General features: G+C 71.8%; 17 protein-coding genes and 1 pseudogene. 13 read left to right on the top strand and 5 right to left on the bottom strand.

From position 1 onward, the window contains the following. Nucleotides 1–18: 18 nt before the first annotated feature. The 11 genes and pseudogenes from rpsB to GKE82_RS03070 all read left to right on the top strand — a co-directional run bounded on the left by rpsB (nucleotide 19) and on the right by GKE82_RS03070 (nucleotide 9645). A complete protein-coding gene (rpsB, locus tag GKE82_RS03115; protein ID WP_107571472.1) occupies nucleotides 19–930 on the top strand; it encodes a 30S ribosomal protein S2 in 912 nt (303 codons plus the stop codon). After that, nucleotides 923–1525 (top strand): elongation factor Ts, encoded by a 603-nt coding sequence (gene tsf / locus GKE82_RS03110; RefSeq protein ID WP_107571473.1) that lies wholly within the window; start codon nucleotides 923–925, stop codon nucleotides 1523–1525. The genes rpsB and tsf overlap by 8 nt, the downstream gene beginning before the upstream one ends. Before the next feature lie 21 nt (nucleotides 1526–1546). Beyond that, nucleotides 1547–2281 (top strand): UMP kinase, encoded by a 735-nt coding sequence (pyrH, locus tag GKE82_RS03105; protein WP_107571474.1) that lies wholly within the window; start codon nucleotides 1547–1549, stop codon nucleotides 2279–2281. A gap of 16 nt (nucleotides 2282–2297) precedes the next feature. Further along, complete coding sequence (gene frr / locus GKE82_RS03100) at nucleotides 2298–2855, top strand: ribosome recycling factor (protein WP_107571483.1); 558 nt, start codon at nucleotides 2298–2300, stop codon at nucleotides 2853–2855. Continuing rightward, nucleotides 2855–3532 carry a polyprenyl diphosphate synthase gene (gene uppS, locus GKE82_RS03095; RefSeq protein ID WP_107571475.1) on the top strand — a complete coding sequence of 226 codons (678 nt, stop codon included), beginning with the start codon at nucleotides 2855–2857 and terminating at the stop codon, nucleotides 3530–3532. The genes frr and uppS overlap by 1 nt, the downstream gene beginning before the upstream one ends. Next, nucleotides 3529–4350 carry a phosphatidate cytidylyltransferase gene (locus GKE82_RS03090; RefSeq protein ID WP_154732298.1) on the top strand — a complete coding sequence of 274 codons (822 nt, stop codon included), beginning with the start codon at nucleotides 3529–3531 and terminating at the stop codon, nucleotides 4348–4350. The genes uppS and GKE82_RS03090 overlap by 4 nt, the downstream gene beginning before the upstream one ends. 72 nt (nucleotides 4351–4422) lie before the next feature. Then, a complete protein-coding gene (locus tag GKE82_RS03085) occupies nucleotides 4423–5388 on the top strand; it encodes a hypothetical protein (RefSeq protein WP_107571157.1) in 966 nt (321 codons plus the stop codon). A gap of 89 nt (nucleotides 5389–5477) precedes the next feature. Then, entirely contained in the window at nucleotides 5478–6644 is a 1167-nt protein-coding gene (gene dxr, locus GKE82_RS03080; protein WP_309233363.1) for a 1-deoxy-D-xylulose-5-phosphate reductoisomerase, read from the top strand. Next, nucleotides 6641–7075, top strand: a pseudogene (locus GKE82_RS29700) (site-2 protease family protein); the annotation flags it as partial. The gene dxr and the pseudogene GKE82_RS29700, both read left to right, overlap by 4 nt. A 266-nt stretch (nucleotides 7076–7341) precedes the next feature. Next, nucleotides 7342–7719 (top strand): site-2 protease family protein, encoded by a 378-nt coding sequence (locus GKE82_RS29695; RefSeq protein WP_375336984.1) that lies wholly within the window; start codon nucleotides 7342–7344, stop codon nucleotides 7717–7719. Between the two features lie 42 nt (nucleotides 7720–7761). After that, nucleotides 7762–9645 (top strand): AMP-binding protein, encoded by a 1884-nt coding sequence (locus GKE82_RS03070; RefSeq protein ID WP_309233362.1) that lies wholly within the window; start codon nucleotides 7762–7764, stop codon nucleotides 9643–9645. 13 nt (nucleotides 9646–9658) lie between these two features. Here GKE82_RS03070 and GKE82_RS03065 read toward each other — a convergent pair whose 3' ends face one another. Continuing rightward, entirely contained in the window at nucleotides 9659–10723 is a 1065-nt protein-coding gene (locus GKE82_RS03065; RefSeq protein WP_154732296.1) for an alpha-hydroxy acid oxidase, read from the bottom strand. A gap of 33 nt (nucleotides 10724–10756) precedes the next feature. Between GKE82_RS03065 and ispG the strand changes: the two genes are divergently transcribed. Further along, nucleotides 10757–12010, top strand: coding sequence for a flavodoxin-dependent (E)-4-hydroxy-3-methylbut-2-enyl-diphosphate synthase (ispG, locus tag GKE82_RS03060; RefSeq protein ID WP_107571152.1), 1254 nt, complete (start codon nucleotides 10757–10759; stop codon nucleotides 12008–12010). A gap of 14 nt (nucleotides 12011–12024) precedes the next feature. Here ispG and GKE82_RS03055 read toward each other — a convergent pair whose 3' ends face one another. Beyond that, a complete protein-coding gene (locus GKE82_RS03055; protein ID WP_154732295.1) occupies nucleotides 12025–12540 on the bottom strand; it encodes a hypothetical protein in 516 nt (171 codons plus the stop codon). An 847-nt stretch (nucleotides 12541–13387) separates the two neighbouring features. Here GKE82_RS03055 and GKE82_RS03050 point away from each other — a divergent pair. Then, on the top strand, nucleotides 13388–13630 hold the full coding sequence (locus GKE82_RS03050; protein WP_154732294.1) for a hypothetical protein: 243 nt from the start codon (nucleotides 13388–13390) through the stop codon (nucleotides 13628–13630). Here GKE82_RS03050 and GKE82_RS03045 read toward each other — a convergent pair. From GKE82_RS03045 to GKE82_RS03035, 3 genes are all read right to left on the bottom strand, one after another. Next, a complete protein-coding gene (locus GKE82_RS03045; RefSeq protein ID WP_154732293.1) occupies nucleotides 13599–15113 on the bottom strand; it encodes a hypothetical protein in 1515 nt (504 codons plus the stop codon). The genes GKE82_RS03050 and GKE82_RS03045 overlap by 32 nt on opposite strands. Nucleotides 15114–15153: 40 nt before the next feature. Beyond that, nucleotides 15154–16740: a hypothetical protein gene (locus GKE82_RS03040; RefSeq protein WP_154732292.1), complete on the bottom strand. Its 1587-nt coding sequence runs from the start codon at nucleotides 16738–16740 to the stop codon at nucleotides 15154–15156. 152 nt (nucleotides 16741–16892) lie between these two features. After that, nucleotides 16893–17534, bottom strand: coding sequence for a superoxide dismutase (locus GKE82_RS03035; protein WP_309233361.1), 642 nt, complete (start codon nucleotides 17532–17534; stop codon nucleotides 16893–16895). Between the last annotated feature and the right edge of the window lie 52 nt (nucleotides 17535–17586).

The following is a 17586-nucleotide window of genomic DNA, read 5'->3' as shown; positions in this document are numbered from 1 at the left end:
ACAAAGGGAGCAGCACCCATGGCCGACGTCGGCATCAAGGAGCTGCTGGAGGCCGGAGTCCACTTCGGTCACCAGACGCGCCGTTGGAACCCCAAGATGCGCCGCTTCATCCACGGTGAGCGTGGCGGCATCTACATCATCGACCTCCTCAAGACGCAGAAGCTGCTCGCCGACGCGCAGGAGTTCGCCGGGACCGTCGCGCACCGCGGCGGCGTCGTGCTCTTCGTGGGCACGAAGAAGCAGGCCCGTGACGGCATCAAGGAGATCGCGGAGTCCTGCGGTCAGCCGTACGTCAACCACCGCTGGCTCGGTGGCCTGCTGACGAACTTCCAGACCATCAGCAACCGCATCAAGCGGCTGCACGACCTCGAGCGCTACGAGGCGGAGGGCCAGCTCGCGCTGCTGCCGACCCGCGAGCGCATGGCCGCGCAGGCCGACCTCGAGAAGCTGCGCGCCAACCTCGGCGGCGTGAAGAACATGCAGCGTCCGCCGGACGCGATGTTCGTCATCGACCTCAAGGTCGAGGAGATCGCGGTGAAGGAGGCCCGGCGCCTGCGGATCCCGATCATCGGCATGGTCGACACCAACTGCGACCCGGACGGCATCGACTACGTCGTCCCGGGCAACGACGACTCGATCCGCTCCTGCGTGGCGATCACGAAGGCGATCGGCGACGTCGTCGCCCAGGGCCGCGGCCAGTTCCAGGCGGCCGAGCAGGCCCGTCAGCAGGCCGAGGCCGAGGAGCGCGCCCGTCGCGAGGCGGAGCTGCGCGCCCGCAAGGAGGCCGAGGAGGCCGCCAAGGCCGCCGCCGAGCAGGCCGCCGCCGCCCCGACCGCCCCGGTCGCGGCGCCCGCCGCCGAGGCCACCCCGACCCCCGCCCCCGAGAGCGCGCCCGCCGCCCCGGCCGCGCAGGAGAACCCGAATGGCTGAGTTCACCGCCCAGGACGTCAAGGCGCTGCGTCAGAAGACCGGCGCCGGGATGATGGACTGCAAGAACGCCCTGACCGAGGCCGGCGGCGACGCCGCGAAGGCCGAGGAGCTGCTGAAGGTCAAGCTGGGCAAGAAGCTCGGCAAGCTCGCGGACCGCGAGGCGGCCGAGGGCACCGTGCAGTCCTACATCCACAGCAACGGCAAGGTCGGCGTCATCGTCGAGGTCGACTGCAACACCGACTTCGTCGCCCGCAACGAGGACTTCGTCGCGTTCGCGCGGGAGATCGCGATGCACGTCGCCGCGTCCCCGACCGCGAAGTACGTGTCGCGTGACGAGGTGCCCCAGGACGTCAAGGACGCCGAGGCCGCCATCTTCGAGCAGCAGGTCGCCGACAAGCCGGAGAACATCCGGCCGAAGATCGTCGAGGGCATGCTGAACAAGTGGCTCGCCGAGATCGTGCTGCTCGACCAGGTGCACGTGAACGCCGACAAGTACGACGGCAAGACGATCGAGCAGCTCCGCGCGGACCTGTCGACGACGACCGGGGAGAACGTGGTCATCCGCCGCTTCGCCCGGTTCGCGGTCGGCGAGTAGCCCGGGTAGGTTGCCCACACCGTGACCGACGCCGCGACGCCCGCGTTCAAGCGGATCCTGCTGAAGCTGTCGGGGGAGGCCCTCATGGGCTCCCTCGACTACGGCACCGATCCCGAGCGCCTGCAGGCCGTCGCGGCGCAGGTCAAGGCGATCCACGACCGCGGCGTCGAGGTCGCGATCGTCGTCGGCGCCGGGAACATCTACCGCGGCATGACCGGTGCCGCCGCGGGCATGGACCGTGCGACCGCCGACTACATGGGCATGCTCGCGACGGTGCTCAACGCCCTGCCGCTGCAGGACGCGCTGGAGAAGCTCGGCATCCACGTGCGCGTGGTGTCGGCGATCACGATCGCCGAGGTCGCCGAGCCGTACCTGCGTCGCCGCGCGATGCGCCACCTCGAGAAGCACCGCGTCGTGATCTTCGCCGCCGGCACCGGCAACCCGTTCTTCACGACCGACACCGCCGCCGCCCTGCGCGCGCGGGAGATGCACGCCGACGCGCTGCTGATGGCCAAGAACGGGGTGGAGGGCGTCTACTCCGGGGACCCGCGCACCGACCCGGACGCGACGTTCATCCCCGAGATCTCGCACATGGAGGCGCTGCAGCGCGGCCTCAAGGTCATGGACGCCACGGCGCTCACGATCTGCATGGAGCAGCGGCTGCCGATCCACGTGTTCAACATGGACGACGAGTCCAACATCGACCGGATAGTGTGCGGCGAGCGCGTCGGAACCCTCGTCGCGACGGAGGGCTGAGGAACGCATGAGTGAGCTGATCGACGAGCTGCTGGCCGACGCGCGCGAGCGCATGACGAAGTCCGTGGAGGCGACGACCGGCCAGTTCGGCACCGTCCGCACGGGCCGCGCGAGCCCGGCGCTCCTGGACCGCATCGTGGTCGACTACTACGGCGCGATGACGCCGCTGAAGCAGCTGGCGACCGTCAACGCGCCCGAGGCGCGGCTGCTGACCGTCCAGCCGTTCGACCAGTCCTCCATCCCCGCGGTGGAGAAGGCGATCATGCAGGCCGACCTCGGCCTGACCCCGAGCAACGACGGCCGGCTCATCCGCCTGAGCGTGCCGGAGCTCAACGAGGAGCGCCGCCGCGACATGGTCAAGCTCGTGCGCAGCATCGCCGAGGAGGGCCGCGTCGCCGTGCGCAACGTCCGCCGCGACGTCATGCAGGACCTCAAGGAGCTCAAGGACGAGGGCGAGGTCGGCGCCGACGACGAGCACCGCGGCGAGGGCGAGCTGCAGAAGCTCACCGACGCGAGCGTCGCGCAGCTGGACGCGGTCCTGAAGGCCAAGGAAGCCGAGATCCTCGAGGTCTGATGCCGGGCGCAGCCGTCGCGCCGCGGTACGTCGCGATCATCACCGACGGCAACGGGCGCTGGGCCGAGGCCCGGGGGCTGCCCGTCAACGACGGGCACAGCGCCGGCGCCGACACCGTGAAGGCGCGGCTGCGCGACGCGGCCGAGTGGGGCATCGAGGAGCTCACGGTCTACTCGTTCTCGACCGAGAACTGGACGCGCTCCGCGCAGGAGGTCACCGGCCTCATGCGGATGTTCGCCCAGCGCATCCAGACCGAGACGCCGGAGCTCAAGGCCCAGGGCGTGCGGATGCGGTTCATCGGCCGCCGCGACCGCATCACGCCGGCGCTGCTGGAGCTCATGGACTGGGCCGAGGCGCAGACCGCGGACAACACGCGGATCACGCTGTTCATCGCGTTCAACTACGGCGGCCGGGCCGAGATCGTCGACGCGGCCGCCCGCTTCACCGGCGGCACCGAGGAGGACTTCGCCAAGCTCCTCTACGCGCCGGAGATGCACGAGCCGGATCTCGTCATCCGCACCTCGGGCGAGCAGCGCCTCTCGAACTACCTGCTGTGGCAGTCCGCGTACTCCGAGCTCGTCTTCGCCGACGAGCTGTGGCCGGACTTCGACCGCGACGCGTTCCGCCGCACGCTGGACCAGTACAGCGACCGCGTCCGGCGCTTCGGGGGGCGGTGAGCGTGGCGAGCCGCGCCGCCCGCGAGCGGCCGCAGCGCAGCGACCTGACGGCGCGGATCATCGTGGCGATCCCGGCGATCATCTTCGCGATCACGATCGTCGCGCTGGGCGACATCTTCTTCACGCTCGGCCTGATCGGGCTCGGGCTCGTCTGCCTGCACGAGCTGTTCCAGATGTTCGACAAGGCGCACCCGTCGCGCCTGGGCGGCTTCATCGGCGTGATCGCGCTGTCGCTCGCCGCGTTCTTCGGCGACTCGACGCACGTGATGATCGCGCTCGTGGCGACCTTCCCGGTCGTGTTCGTGCTGACCGCGGCGCAGCCGAAGGGCGGGGCGCCGGCGATCTCGGTGACGATCCTCGGGGTCACGTGGATCGGGCTCGGTCTCGCGCACGCGATCCTGCTGCGCGACCTCCCGCACGGCGGCGCGATCATCGTCGACGTGCTCGTCGGCACGTTCCTCGGCGACACGGGCGCCTACCTCGGCGGCCGCCAGTTCGGGCGCCGCAAGCTCGCGCCGGCGATCTCCCCGAACAAGACGGTCGAGGGCCTGGCGATCGGCTTCGTCACCGCGATCGTCGCCACCTGGGCCGCCGGGCTCTACCAGGACTGGCTGTCCGGCACGGACGCGCTGATCCTCGGCGCCTGCGTCGGCCTCGCCGCCCCGGTCGGCGACCTGTTCGAGAGCTACCTCAAGCGGGACGCGGGAACGAAGGACACCGGGACGCTGTTCGGGGCGCACGGCGGCGCGCTCGACCGTCTCGACGCGGTGCTCTTCAGCATCGTCGTCGGCTACTACGTCTGGCTCGCGCTGATGTAGCCCGACACCCGGCATCGAACAATTTGTTCGTTTGTCTGTACACGGTGTTCGATTCTGGTTAGGCTCGCGCCCATGAGCGCGACCAGTTGGTGGAACGAATGGAACCCGTTGCTGGGTGAGGAGGGCTACCCGCCCAACGTCATCCCCTCGGATCAGCCGGCACTCGACCCGGCCAGCGGCGGTGCCGAGATCGCCTTCTTCTTCATCGCGGGAGCGGCCGTCGTGCTGTTCGCGCTGCCGTGGGCCATCCGGTCCGCCCGTCAAGGGCACTGGCTGCCGATCATCGTGATCGTCGGCGGCTTCATCTGCTCGTTCGAAGAGGCGATGCTCGACATGCTCGGGCACCTGCACTGGGCCCCGAACCTGCAGATGGTCTACACGAACTTCGGGGTCTCGGTCCCGCTGTTGATCCCCCTCTGCTACGTCGCCTTCCTGGGCCTGATGTCGTACTTCTGCTATTTCGTCATCAGCAACGGGGCGAAGCGCAAGCACTACTTCATGCTCTTCGCCATGGGCGGGATCCTCGACGCCGTCATGGAGACCATCGGCATCAACCTCGGGGTCTACACGTACTACGGCATCCAGCCGTTCGAGTTCCTCGGCTTCCCGTACTGGTGGGCGTTCATCAACAGCGCCTCGTTCGTCGCGGTCGGCTCGATCCTCGCCTACGGCGTGCCGCGCCTGAAGGGCGGCCGCAAGTGGCTGCTGGTGATGGCTCCGTCCTACGGGATGGCGGCCACCTACTTCACCGTCGGCTGGATCCACCTGATCGCGCACAACTCCGGGATGCCGGAGGCGCTGCGCTGGATCGCCGCGGCGATGATGATGGTGGAGGCCTGCTTCTTCATCGCGCTGCTGCACTACCTGCAGGGCGTGAAGGACGACGAGCCCGCGCTGGCCTGGACGCTGCCGCGGATGTTCCGCTACGTGGCGGTCCCCGGGCGCTCGCGCGACGAGCTCTGGGCGACGATGCGCCGCGAGGGCGGCCTGGACGTCGTCCCGACGCCCGCGCCGGTCCGCGAGCCCGCGCTCGTCTAGATCCCCGGCATGCCCCGGCCATCACGGCCGGGGCACCGCCGACCGGCCCGTGACGGGCCGGTGACGGCCGGGCTGCCATCATCCCTGGGGTGTCCCGCCGCATCCTCCTGCTGGGGTCCACCGGGTCGATCGGGACCCAGGCCCTGGACGTGATCTCGCGCTCCGACGACCTCGAGGTCGTCGGGCTCAGCGCCCAGACGAACTGGAGGCAGCTCGTCGAGCAGGCCGTCCAGCACGGGGTGCCGCGGATCGCGGTCACCGACCCGGACCTCGCGGCGCAGGCCGCGGAAGCCTGGACCGACGGCGAGGTGCTGCGCGGCCCCGAGGGTCTCGTCCAGCTGGTGCTCGAGTCCGGCGCCGACCTCGTGCTCAACGCGCTCGTCGGATCGGCGGGGCTCGGGCCGACGGTCGCGACGCTCGGCGAGGGCATCGACCTCGCGCTCGCCAACAAGGAGTCGCTCGTCGTCGGCGGCGAGCTCGTCATGGCGCTCGCCGAGGCGACCGGCGCCCAGATCCTGCCGGTCGACAGCGAGCACTCGGCGATCCACCAGCTCGTCCACGGCGAGCACGCCACCGGCGGCCTCGACTCGATCGAGAAGCTCGTGCTCACCGCCTCCGGCGGCCCGTTCCGCGGCCGCAGCCGCGCCGAGCTCGAGGGCGTCACGATCGAGCAGGCGCTTGCGCACCCGACCTGGGCGATGGGCGGCAAGATCACGATCGACTCCGCCACGCTCATGAACAAGGGCCTCGAGGTGATCGAGGCCCACCACCTGTTCGGCACGCCGTACGAGCGCATCGGCGTCGTCGTGCACCCCCAGTCGATCGTCCACTCGCTGATCACGCTCGTCGACGGCGCGGCGCTCGCGCACCTCGGCCATCCCGACATGCGCGCCCCGATCGCCTACGCGCTGCACCACCCGCAGCGCGTGCCGCTGCCGCTGCGGCCGCTCGACCTCGCCGAGGTCGGGTCGCTGACGTTCGAGCCGGTCGACACCGAGGCGTTCCCGTGCCTGCGGATGGCGATCGAGGCCGGCACCGCGGGCGGCACCGCGCCCTGCGTGCTGAACGCGGCCAACGAGATCGCGGTCCACGCCTTCCTCGGTGGCCGACTCCCGTTCCTCGGGATCCCCGACGTGATCGCCGGGGCCCTCGACGCGCTCGGCAGCGCCCCGATCCGCGCCTTCGAGACGCTCTACGAGGCCGACCGCGAGGCCCGCGCCGTCGCCGCCGAGCTCGTCGAGAAGGTCGCCGCGTGAGCTGGGTCATCGCCTTCGTCGGCTTCGCCGCGCTGATCGTCCTGCACGAGTTCGGGCACTTCGCCGCCGCCAAGGCCGTCGGCATGCGCGTCGAGCGGTTCGCGCTGTTCTTCCCGCCGATCCTCGCGAAGGTCCGCCGCGGCGAGACCGAGTACGGCATCGGGGCGATCCCGCTCGGCGGCTACGTGAAGATCACCGGGATGAACCCGGAGGAGGACGTGCCGGAGGAGGTCGCCCACCGCGCCTACTACCGCCAGCCCGTCTGGAAGCGGATCGTCGTCATCGCCGCGGGCCCGCTGATGAACGTCCTGATCGCGTTCGTCGTGCTCACCGGCCTCTATGCGACCCAGACCCTGCTCGAGCCGACGACACGGGTCGAGGCGATCGAGCCCGGCGCGCCCGCGCAGGGCAAGCTGCAGCCCGGGGACCGCGTCGTCTCGGTCGACGGGCGGCCCGTGTCGAGCACCGAGGAGATCTCCCGGCAGGTCTCGACCCACCGCTGCCCGGCCCAGCAGATCACCGGCTGCTCGGCGGCCGAGCCGGTCGCGCTCGTCGTGGAGCGGGACGGCCGCCGCGTCGCGGTCGAGGTGACCCCCGCTACGACGGGGCGCTCGAGCGCACCCGGCTGGGCTTCGGCTTCGGCACGCAGGAGAAGACGTTCGGCATCGGCGGCGCCGCGAAGGAGGGCGTCACCGACATGTGGAACATCACCACCGGCACCGTCGAGGCGATCACCCGGCTGTTCTACGACGCGGAGGCGCGCAAGGAGGTCTCGGGCGTCGTCGGCTCCTACGAGACGACCCGGCAGTCGGTCGAGGTCTCCTGGGTTCAGACGGTGAACATCCTCGCGATCATCTCGCTGTCGCTGGCGATCGTGAACCTGTTCCCGTTCCTGCCGCTCGACGGCGGGCACATCTTCTGGGCGACCGCGGAGAAGATCCGGCGCAAGCCGATCCCGTTCAGCGTCATGGAGCGCGCGAGCGTCGTGGGCTTCGTGCTCGTGATCTTCATCTTCGCCATCGGCCTCACGAACGACATCGGGCGCCTGCGCGGCGAGGGGTTCGGCATCAACTGACCGGACGCCCTGTCCGGGCAAGGTGACGCCTGCGTCATCTTCGTGACGGCGGACCCCGGGCTCCGGTACGCTGGCGGCCGAGAGCGGGGGCCGCGTGGCGGCGTCCCGGACACGGAGAGGGAGCACCCACATGGAGAGCAGCACCGCCGGCCGGCGGGCCGTCGACGCCCGGTCGATCGCCGAGGCCTTCCGGATCACCGCCACGCAGCGCGCGGGGGAGACCGCGATCCGCACGATGGGCGACGAGGTCGCCTGGACCTGGGGGAGCTGCAGCAGCGCGTCGACGCCCTCGCCGGCGGCCTCGCCGGACTCGGGGTGCGCAAGGGCGACAGCGTCGCGATCCTGCTCATCAACCGCCCCGAGTTCCACCTCGTGGACGTCGCCGCGATGATGGTCGGCGCCACGCCGTTCTCGATCTACATGCAGTACACGCCCGAGCAGATCGAGTTCGTCGTCTCCGACGCGAACGCGCGCGTGCTCGTCACCGAGCAGGCCTTCCTGCCGCAGGTGCTCGAGGCGCGCAAGAGCCTCCCGAGCCTCGAGCACGTCATCGTCATCGACGGCGACGCCCCCGAGGGCACGACGCCGCTGTCCGCCGTCGAGGGGTCCAACCCGGACTTCGACGTCGAGGCGTCCGTCGCCGAGCTCGACGGCGACGACGTGCTCACCCTGATCTACACCTCGGGCACGACCGGCCCGCCCAAGGGCGTGCAGCTGGCGCACCGCAACCTCCTCGCCGCCGTCGTGGGCATCGAGGCGCTCGTGCAGTTCCCCGAGGGCGCCCGCGTCATCTCGTGGCTGCCCGCCGCGCACATCGCCGAGCGCGCCGCGCACCACTACCTCCCGATCGTCTTCGGCTTCACGATCACCTGCTGTCCCGACCCGCGCCAGGTGCTCGGGTACCTGCCGGAGGTGCGGCCCAACTGGTTCTTCGCCGTCCCGCGGATCTGGGAGAAGCTGAAGTCCGGGCTCGAGACGCAGATCGCCTCCCGCGAGCCCGAGGAGCGCGCCAAGGCGGAGGGCGCCCTCGCCGCCGCGATCCAGAAGGTCCGCCTCGAGCAGGCGGGCGAGCCCGTCCCCGAGGAGCTCGCCGCCGCGGTCGCCAAGGCCGACGAGGCGATGTTCGCGCCGATCCGCGCGATGCTCGGCTTCGACCAGATCAACGCCGTGAACGTCGGGGCCGCCCCGACGCCCGTCGAGGTCCTCGAGTTCTTCCACGCGATCGGCATCCCGCTCGCCGAGCTCTGGGGCATGAGCGAGACCTGCGGCGCCGGCACCTGCAACCCGCCCGACAGGATCAAGATCGGGACCGTCGGCCCCGCGGCGCCCGGCGCCGAGATCCGCATCGCCGAGGACGGCGAGGTGCTCGTGCGCGGCGGCATGGTCATGCTCGGCTACCGCAACCAGCCCGAGAAGACCGCGGAGACGATCGACGCCGACGGCTGGCTGCACACCGGCGACATCGGCACGCTCGACGAGGACGGCTACCTGAAGATCGTCGACCGCAAGAAGGAGATCATCATCAACGCGGCCGGCAAGAACATGTCGCCCGCGAACATCGAGGCGACGCTGAAGAGCTCCTCGCCGCTGATCGCCCAGGCCTGCTGCATCGGGGATGCGCGCCGCTACAACACCGCGCTGCTCGTCCTCGACGCCGACTTCGCGCCGCTGTGGGCCTCGCAGCAGGGGATCGAGGACACGTCGCTGGAGGCCCTCGCCGGGAACGAGCAGGTCCGTGCCGCGGTCGAGGAGGCCGTCGCCCAGGCCAACGAGAAGCTCGCCCGGGTCGAGCAGATCAAGAAGTTCACGATCGTCCCGGGCGACTGGCTGCCCGGCGGCGACGAGCTGACCCCGACGATGAAGCTCAAGCGCCGGCCGATCGACGCGAAGTACGCGGAGACGATCGACGCGATGTACGTCGACTAGCGACCGCGACCGCTCAGGGCGCCAGGTGGGCGGCGGAGACGTCGCCCGGCCCGGGCGTCCCGAGCAGCGTCATGCCCAGCTCGAGCTCCGCGCGCAGGAGCTCGAGCACATGGGCCGCGCCGTCCTCGCCGTCGGCCACCAGCCCCCAGAGCATCGGGCGGCCGACGAGCACCGCGCGGGCGCCGAGCGCCAGGGCCGTGAGCACGTCGGTGCCGCGGCGCACCCCGCCGTCCATCAGCACCTCGACGCGGTCGCCGACCGCGTCGACCACCGGCCCGAGCATGTCGATGCTCGCGGGCACCCCGTCGAGCTGGCGGCCGCCGTGGTTGCTGACGATCACGCCCGCCGCCCCGTGCTCGACCGCGCGGTCCGCGTCGGCCGGGTGGTGGATGCCCTTGACCAGCACCGGCACGGGGCTGTCCTGCACGAGCCGCTCGAGGTCCTTCCACGTGAGCGTCAGGTCCATCAGCGAGAAGAACCCTGCCGCGTCGATCCCGGTGGTGGAGCCCAGCGCCGCCGACACCGCCGGCATGTCGATCCCGGGCGGGACCGAGAAGCCGGCCCGCAGGTCGCGCTCGCGCCGGCCCGCGCGCGGCGCGTCGACGGTCAGCACCAGCGCGCGGTAGCCGCTGTCGATCGCCTCGTCGACCAGCGCCCGGGTCACGCCCCGGTCCTTCAGGACGTACACCTGGAACCAGCGGGGCGCGTCGGGCGCGGCGGCGGCGACGTCCGCCGGGCGCGTCGTCGCGATCGTCGAGACGGTCATGATCGTGCCCGCCCGCGCCGCGGCCCGCGCCATCGCCTCCTCGCCGTCCGGATGCGCCAGCTTCTGCAGCGCGGTCGGCGCGACGAGCACCGGCATCGACACCGGCGTGCCAATCACGGTCGTCGCGGCGCTGACGCCGCTGACGTCCACGAGGCACCGCGGCAGCAGGCGGTGACGCGCGAACGCCTCCTGGTTGTCGCGCAGCGTGCGCTCGTCCCCGGCGGCGCCCGCGTAGTAGGCGTGCGGTCCGGGCGGCATCCGCTCCGCGGCCAGCGCCTCGTAGTCGTGGAGGTTGACGGGCTGCGCGGTCATCGGCCGAGACCCTAACGGGCGTACACTGGGCATATGGCTTCCCAGCGCCAGATCCACGTCGGCGGCGTCCCGATCGGGGGCGGCGCCCCCGTCGCCGTCCAGACGATGACCAAGACGGAGACGGCGAACCTGCCGGAGACGATGGCGCAGATCCGCCGCGTCGCCGAGGCGGGGGCGGACCTCGTCCGAGTCGCCGTCCCGCGCGACGAGGACGTCGAGGCCCTGAAGACGATCGTCGCCGAGTCGCCGATCCCGATCATCGCCGACATCCACTTCAACCACACGCTCGCGCTCAAGGCGATCGACGCGGGCGCGCACTGCGTGCGGATCAACCCGGGCAACATCGGCGGGCCCGACAAGGTCGCCGAGGTCGTCGAGGCCGCCCGCCGCGCCGACGTCCCACTGCGCGTGGGCGTCAACTCCGGGTCGCTGCCCAAGCACCTGCGCGAGCTCGAGTTCACCAACCCGGTCGACGCGCTCGTCGCCGCGGGCCTCGAGACCGTCGCGCTGATGGAGTCGCTGAAGTTCGAGAACTTCAAGCTGTCGATGAAGTCGACGAGCGTGCCGAACACGATCGCGTCGAACCGCATCATGGCCGAGAAGATCCCGTACCCGCTGCACCTCGGCGTCACCGAGGCGGGCACGAAGTGGTCGGGTTCGCTGAAGAGCGCCGTCGGCCTCGGCACGCTGCTGGCCGACGGCATCGGCGACACGATCCGGATCTCGCTCTCCACCTTCCACGCGGAGGAGGAGGTCAAGGTCGGCTGGGAGATCCTCAAGGCGCTGAAGCTGCGCGAGCGCGGCCCGGTGCTCATCGCGTGCCCGACCTGCGGGCGGCTGCAGTTCGACATGGACTCGGTCGTCGCCGAGGTCGAGCGGCGCCTGGAGGCCTACGCGGACCCGATCGAGGTGTCGATCCTCGGCTGCGCGGTCAACGGCATCGGCGAGGCCCGCCACGCGGACTTCGGGATCACCGGCGCGAAGGACGCGGCGATGATCTTCTCCAAGGGCGAGCCGCTGAAGAAGGTGCCGACCGACCGGCTCGTCGAGGAGCTGTTCGCCGAGATCGACCGCTACTACGAGGCGGGCAAGACCGTCGTCGTCGACGAGCGCGCCGCCGCCGAGGCGAAGCAGTGGCTGGCCGAGAACGAGGACGCGGAGGCGATGACGCCCGAGCGGCTCGCCGCGCTCGAGGCCGAGCAGGCCAAGAAGGAGGCCGAGGAGGCCGCGGCCGCGGTCGACGAGCAGAGCTCGCCGACCGCAGGCCGGCGCTTCACCCGCGCCTAGGGGCCTGTCGGTCGTCAGCGCGTCCGCGGCCGGACGCCCGCCGGGCGCAGCGCGGGCGTCGTCCGCCGCAGCGGGGTCGCCCGGCCGGTCACGGCGGGCGGCAGCACGTAGCGGAACGCGTACGTGTCGCCGCGGCGCGCACCGCGCCGCGACAGCGACGTGGTCCACACGCCGCGGCGGTCGGTCCGCACCCGCGCGACCGGTCGGGCGGTGCGGGACCCGGCGCGCCGGCGCAGCACGACGACGCCGGTGCGGCCCTCGCCCGGCCGGACCTGGCCCCACAGGCGCACGCGCGCACCGCTCGTGAACGCCCAGAGCGGGTTCGGGAAGACGGCGAGCGCGGGCTTGCGGCGGCCGTCGGCGAAGAGGAGCCCGGACTGCCACGAGGCGTACGCCCGTGTCCCGGTCGGCGCCTTGCGCGAGATCTTCTCGTCGCGCCACTCGTAGTGGGCGAGCGTGCGCACGCGCGGGTCGCGCCACGCGAGGTAGGAGGACTGCGCCAGCCAGCGGGCCTGCTTGGCCAGCGACACGCCGATCGCCCGGTCGGGCGGGTTGGTCTGGTACGCGTACTCGGTCAGGTAGAGGTCCAGCGGGCGGCGCCGCGACGGGCCGCGCAGGATGCCCCGGGCGACCGACCGGTCGAGCGCGGCCTTCAGCCGCGGCAGGTCGGCGAGCCCGGCCTCGTCGCGCTGGGGGTTGCGCTGGTCGGGGGGCGCGCTGCACGCCGTGCGGGTGGTAGGCGAGGCCGTCGGTGCGCAGCGCCCCCTGCCGCGGACAGCCGCCGCTGCGCAGCGCCCCCTGCCGCGGACAGCCGCCGCTGCGCAGCCGCCGGTAGCTCTCGGAGACGCACGACATCGCGCGCAGGAAGGTCAGCGGGCGCATCGCGGCGTTCGGCCGGCGCGGGTTGGAGCCCTTGGGCGCGAGCGCCCCGGTCAGCACCTGCGCGCCGGGGTCGACCCGCTTGACCGCGTCGTACGCGGCGCGGTACAGCCGCCGGTAGTGGTGCGGGGAGAACGGGGCGCACCGCCCGCTTCGACAGGTGAACTGCGGCTGCAGCCAGGCCGCCTGGTTGGGCTCGTTCCAGACGATGTAGCGGTGCACCCGGCCGCGGTAGCGGGTGGCGACCGCGTGCGCGAACGCCGCGAACTGTGCCGGATCGGGCTTCCAGCGGTGGTTGCCCCGTCGGGGCTCGAGGCTGGTCCACAGGGGCCCGGACCCGGTGATCGAGACCATCGGCCGGATCCCCGCGGCCCGCAGCGTGTCGACCGCGAGGTCGAGTGTCGCCCAGTTGTAGCCCGGGTCGGTGTGCGCCGTCGCGTTGAAGCCGCGCGGCGGGCGCCGGTCGTGGGGGCGGGGGGCGATGACGATCCAGCGCGCGTGGACGCGCGCGACCTCGACCCCGAGCGCCTTCCAGCGGCGCACGATCCGCGGGGCCTGCGCCGGACGGTGCAGGAAGACCGCGTCGTCGGCGATCCCGACCTCGAGGTCCCGGGCCGCGGGCGCCGCCGCCGGCACGGACAGGCCGGTCAGCAGGACGAGCAGCAGCCCGAGCGCGGCGCGCAGCCCGGACCGCCCCATCGCGCGCCCGTCAGCCCCCGACGCGAGCCACGCGCGAGGTGACGGTCGCGCCGCCGTCCTTGGGGGTCCAGCGCAACCGCCAGGTCCCGCCGCGCGACGGCACGCGCACGTCGATGAAGCCCTTGGCGTCGGTCGTCTGCACCGTCTCCACGGTGCTGAAGTCGCCGCTCCCGTCGGGGTCGTTCTGCACCTCGACGTCCTCCAGCGCGTCGTCGGCCGCCGGGCGCACCTGGCCCCAGACGCGCAGCCGGCCGCCGGTCGAGCGGGCCACCCAGATCGGCAGCCGGTACGCGGCGAACGCGGGCTTCGGGCGGCCGTCGTTGAACCGCAGGCCGGTCTGGAACGAGGCGAGGTTCGCCTCGTCACGCAGCTCGTACTGGGCGACCGAGCGCACGGCGCGGTCCTGGTAGGCGAGGAAGTCGCTCTGGTTGATGAACCGCGCCTGCTCCTCGAGGGACACCCCGAACAGCTCGTCCGGCGGGTTGGTCTGGAAGCCGTACTCCGTGTACCAGATCGGCAGGCCGCTGCGCAGGCGCTGCTGACGGCCCGCGGCGGTCAGGATCGCCTTCAGGCGCGACGCCGAGGACATCGTGATCTCGGTCGGCAGACCCTTCGCCGTCGGGGGCTGGCTGCCGCCGCGCGTGTACGGGTGGTGGCTGACCCCGCTGACGCCGATGCGGGTGAAGCCCCGGCAGTCCATCGTCTGTGCGCGGCTGCCGGTGAGCTTGCGCCCGCGCGCGTCGAGGCACAGCAGGTCGCGCAGGAACTCGGTCGGCGGCGTCGGACGGGTCGACAGCGAGCCGGTGCGACGCCCCAGCGGCGCGGTCTCGCCGAGCAGGATGTCGTCGGAGCCGTGCCCGGTCTGCTGCAGCGCCTTCAGCGCCGAGCGCACGAGCCCGCGGTAGATCACCGGGCTGACGGACACGACGCGGCCCTTGACCCGCGCGTACTGCGGGGTGAGCCAGCCGCCCTGGTTGGGCTCGTTCCACACCGACCAGCGGGTGACCCGCGGGAGCGTGCCGCGACCCTGGTTCTCGTCCGCGTACTCGCCGGAGTAGCGCGTGCCAAGCGCAGCGACGAAGCGCTTGAACTGCGTGAGATTCGGGCGGCAGGTGCGGCGCAGCGCCAGGCGCGTCGTCGGGCAGCCCGACGCCCACGAGGGGATCGGCGCCGACGGGCTGAGGATGAGGTCCATGCCGCGCACCGACGCGCCGCGCACGAGCCCGTCGTACTTGTCCCAGAACTCCGCGGGATAGGCCGCCGGGTCGCTGCCGTCGAAGCCGCTGGGCCGCCGCCGGGAGGTCGGGGCCGGGGCGATCTTGTGCCAGAAGGCGACCGAGTGGATCGTGTCCACCCCGAGCTCCTGCAGGTCGTCGAGCGTCCGCTCGCGCGTGCTGTCACCGGACAGCACGAGCAGCCGGTCGTCCTGGAAGACCGACAGCTGCTGCTTGCCCGCCTGGCTCGGGGTCGCGATGGTGGCGGCGACCGCGCAGGCCGCCGCCAGGGAGATCAGGAACCGCTGCATCGAAGCTGGAACGCTACGCGGTCCCCCGGATTGCGGAGTTTCAGCCGATCTTGCCGATCGTGCTGACCGCGACGAACGGCTTCTCGTTCGGGTTCGACCACACCGCGCGGATCGAGCCCGGGCCGGGCGTCTGCACCGCCGCCTGGAAGTAGCCGTGGCCGTTGGTCACCGTGACCGGGCCGGGCCCGACCGGCAGCCAGCCGCTCGTGCCGTCCGCCGACAGCCACTGGATCGTGACCTGGTCCTGGGCGCCGGCGGGCCGGTCGTTGGGCCGGAAGCGCAGCATGCCCCACACGGAGACGTCACGCAGGCCGGTGGCCGGGTCCACGACCGCGGTGGTGAACGCGGTCAGCGGGAACGACCACGCGCCCGCCGCGGGCTTCGCGGTGCCGGTGCGGTTGAACAGGCCGGACTGGTAGGTGAACCAGTAGGCCTTGGAGTCCTTCTTGTGCTTGCGCACGGGCGACACGTCGCGCAGCAGGAACTGCGAGTGGCCGAGGATCCGCGGGTTGTTGTACGTGAGGAACTCGCCGAGGACGATGTTCTGGGCCTGGTCGGCCAGCGAGATGCCCTGGAACGGGTCCGGCGGGTTCGTCTCGTAGCCGAACTCCGTCGACATGATCGGCAGGCCCTGCTTGACCCGGCCCTTCGCGGCCGCCTCGTCGAGCAGCGCGCCGAGCTCGTCGATGTTCGCGAGCGTCAGCGCCTCCGGGTCGGACTCGCGCTGGAACGGCGCGTTCTTCTTCGTGTACGGGTGGTGCGCCCACGCGGTGGCCTGGACCGGGCCCTCCTTGTCGAAGTCGGTGCAGCCGGCCCCGTTGCCGTCCAGGCAGAAGAACTCGCGCAGGAAGCGCTTGGGCCGCATCGGCGACTTCGCGGTCTGCTCGGCGACGCCGATCGGCGCCGTCTCGCCCGCGAGGATGAGGTCGCCGCCGTGCCCGGTGGAGGTCAGCGCGCGACGGCCGAAGAACCACAGCTTGCGGTAGAGCGCGGGGGAGGCGGGCTTGTTGTTCTCCCACTGCGGCGCGAGCCAGCCGGCCTGGTTGGGCTCGTTCCACAGCGACCAGAGCTGGACCTTCGGGAGCCGCTGGCGCCCGTCGTTCTCGTCCTTGAACTTGCCGCTGTAGCGCTTGCCGACCGCCTGCACGAACTTGTAGTACTCGCGCTCCTTCGGCTTCCAGGCCTTCGCGACCGCGGACTTCGTGCCGGCCGGCGCCTTGCCGTGACCCCACTTCGGGCCGGGACCGGTGATGTTGAACAGGACGCCGATCTTCAACGTCTTGCCGGCGCGCACGAGCCGGTCGTAGCGGTCCCAGTTGAGCTTCGGGTAGGCGCGCGGGTCGTCGGCACCGAGCTTGCGGAACCGCTTGTCCAGCGCCTTCGTGTCGCGGGCGCCCTCGGCGACGCGATCCCACAGCAGGGTGACGCGCACGACGTCGACCCCGATCTCCTTCATCTGCCGCATCGCCGCGTCACGCGTGGCGTCGTCGCGGTACACGAGGAGGTCGTCGTCCTGGATGATCCCCAGCTGGTTCTGGGCGGCCTGGGCGCCGGACGGCGCGAGCAGGCCGAGGCCGACGAGGCCGAGGACGAGGCTGCGGCGGGCGGTGGTGCGGCGGTGGGACATCGGGCTCCGGCTTCAGGTCGGGTGCTCGGACGGGCGGGCGGCCTGGAGCGACCGTTCCCGCGGGTCGGAACACGAGAGTAGCGTCGGAGTTCCGGGGGCGCGCCGCCGCCCCGCCGGGGTGGACGGACGGCGCGCGATGTCCGGGACGACTGCTACTTCGCGGCGGCGAAGCGCTCCGCGACCTTCGCCCAGTCGACGACGTTCCAGAACGCCTTCAGGTAGTCCGGGCGCTTGTTCTGGTACTTCAGGTAGTACGCGTGCTCCCAGACGTCGTTGCCCAGCAGCGGGGTCTTGCCCGCGGTGAGCGGCGAGTCCTGGTTCGGGGTGCTGGTGACCGCGAGCGTGCCGCCGTCGAGCACGAGCCACGCCCAGCCGGAGCCGAACTGGCCGACGCCGGCCGCCTCGAACTGCTCCTTGAAGGCGTCGAACGAGCCGAACGCCTCGTCGATCGCCGCGCCGAGCTCCCCATCGGGGGCGCCGCCGCCGGAGCCGCTCAGCGACTCCCAGAACAGGCTGTGGTTGTAGTGGCCGCCGCCGTTGTTGCGGACCGGGCCCTTCTTGTCGTCGGGGAGGCTGTCGAGGTTCGCGACGATCTCCTCGATCGACTTGTCGGCCCACTCGGTGCCCTCGACCGCGGCGTTGAGCTTGTCGACGTAGGCCTGGTGGTGCTTGTCGTGATGGATCTCCATCGTCTGCGCGTCGATGTGCGGCTCGAGCGCGTCGAAGGCGTAGGGGAGCGGGGGGAACGGTGAAGGCCATGGAGTTCTCCTGGAGGTGTGTCGGGTGGTACGCACGCCAAGCCTATCCCTCGGCGTCGCGCTGCCCCGGACGCCGCCGCGCGCCGAC

Source organism: Conexibacter sp. W3-3-2, from assembly GCF_009707605.1.
Lineage (GTDB): Bacteria > Actinomycetota > Thermoleophilia > Solirubrobacterales > Solirubrobacteraceae > Paraconexibacter > Paraconexibacter algicola.
The sequence above is the reverse complement of the archived record's forward strand: the minus strand, read 5'-3'. Positions and strand labels throughout refer to the sequence as shown.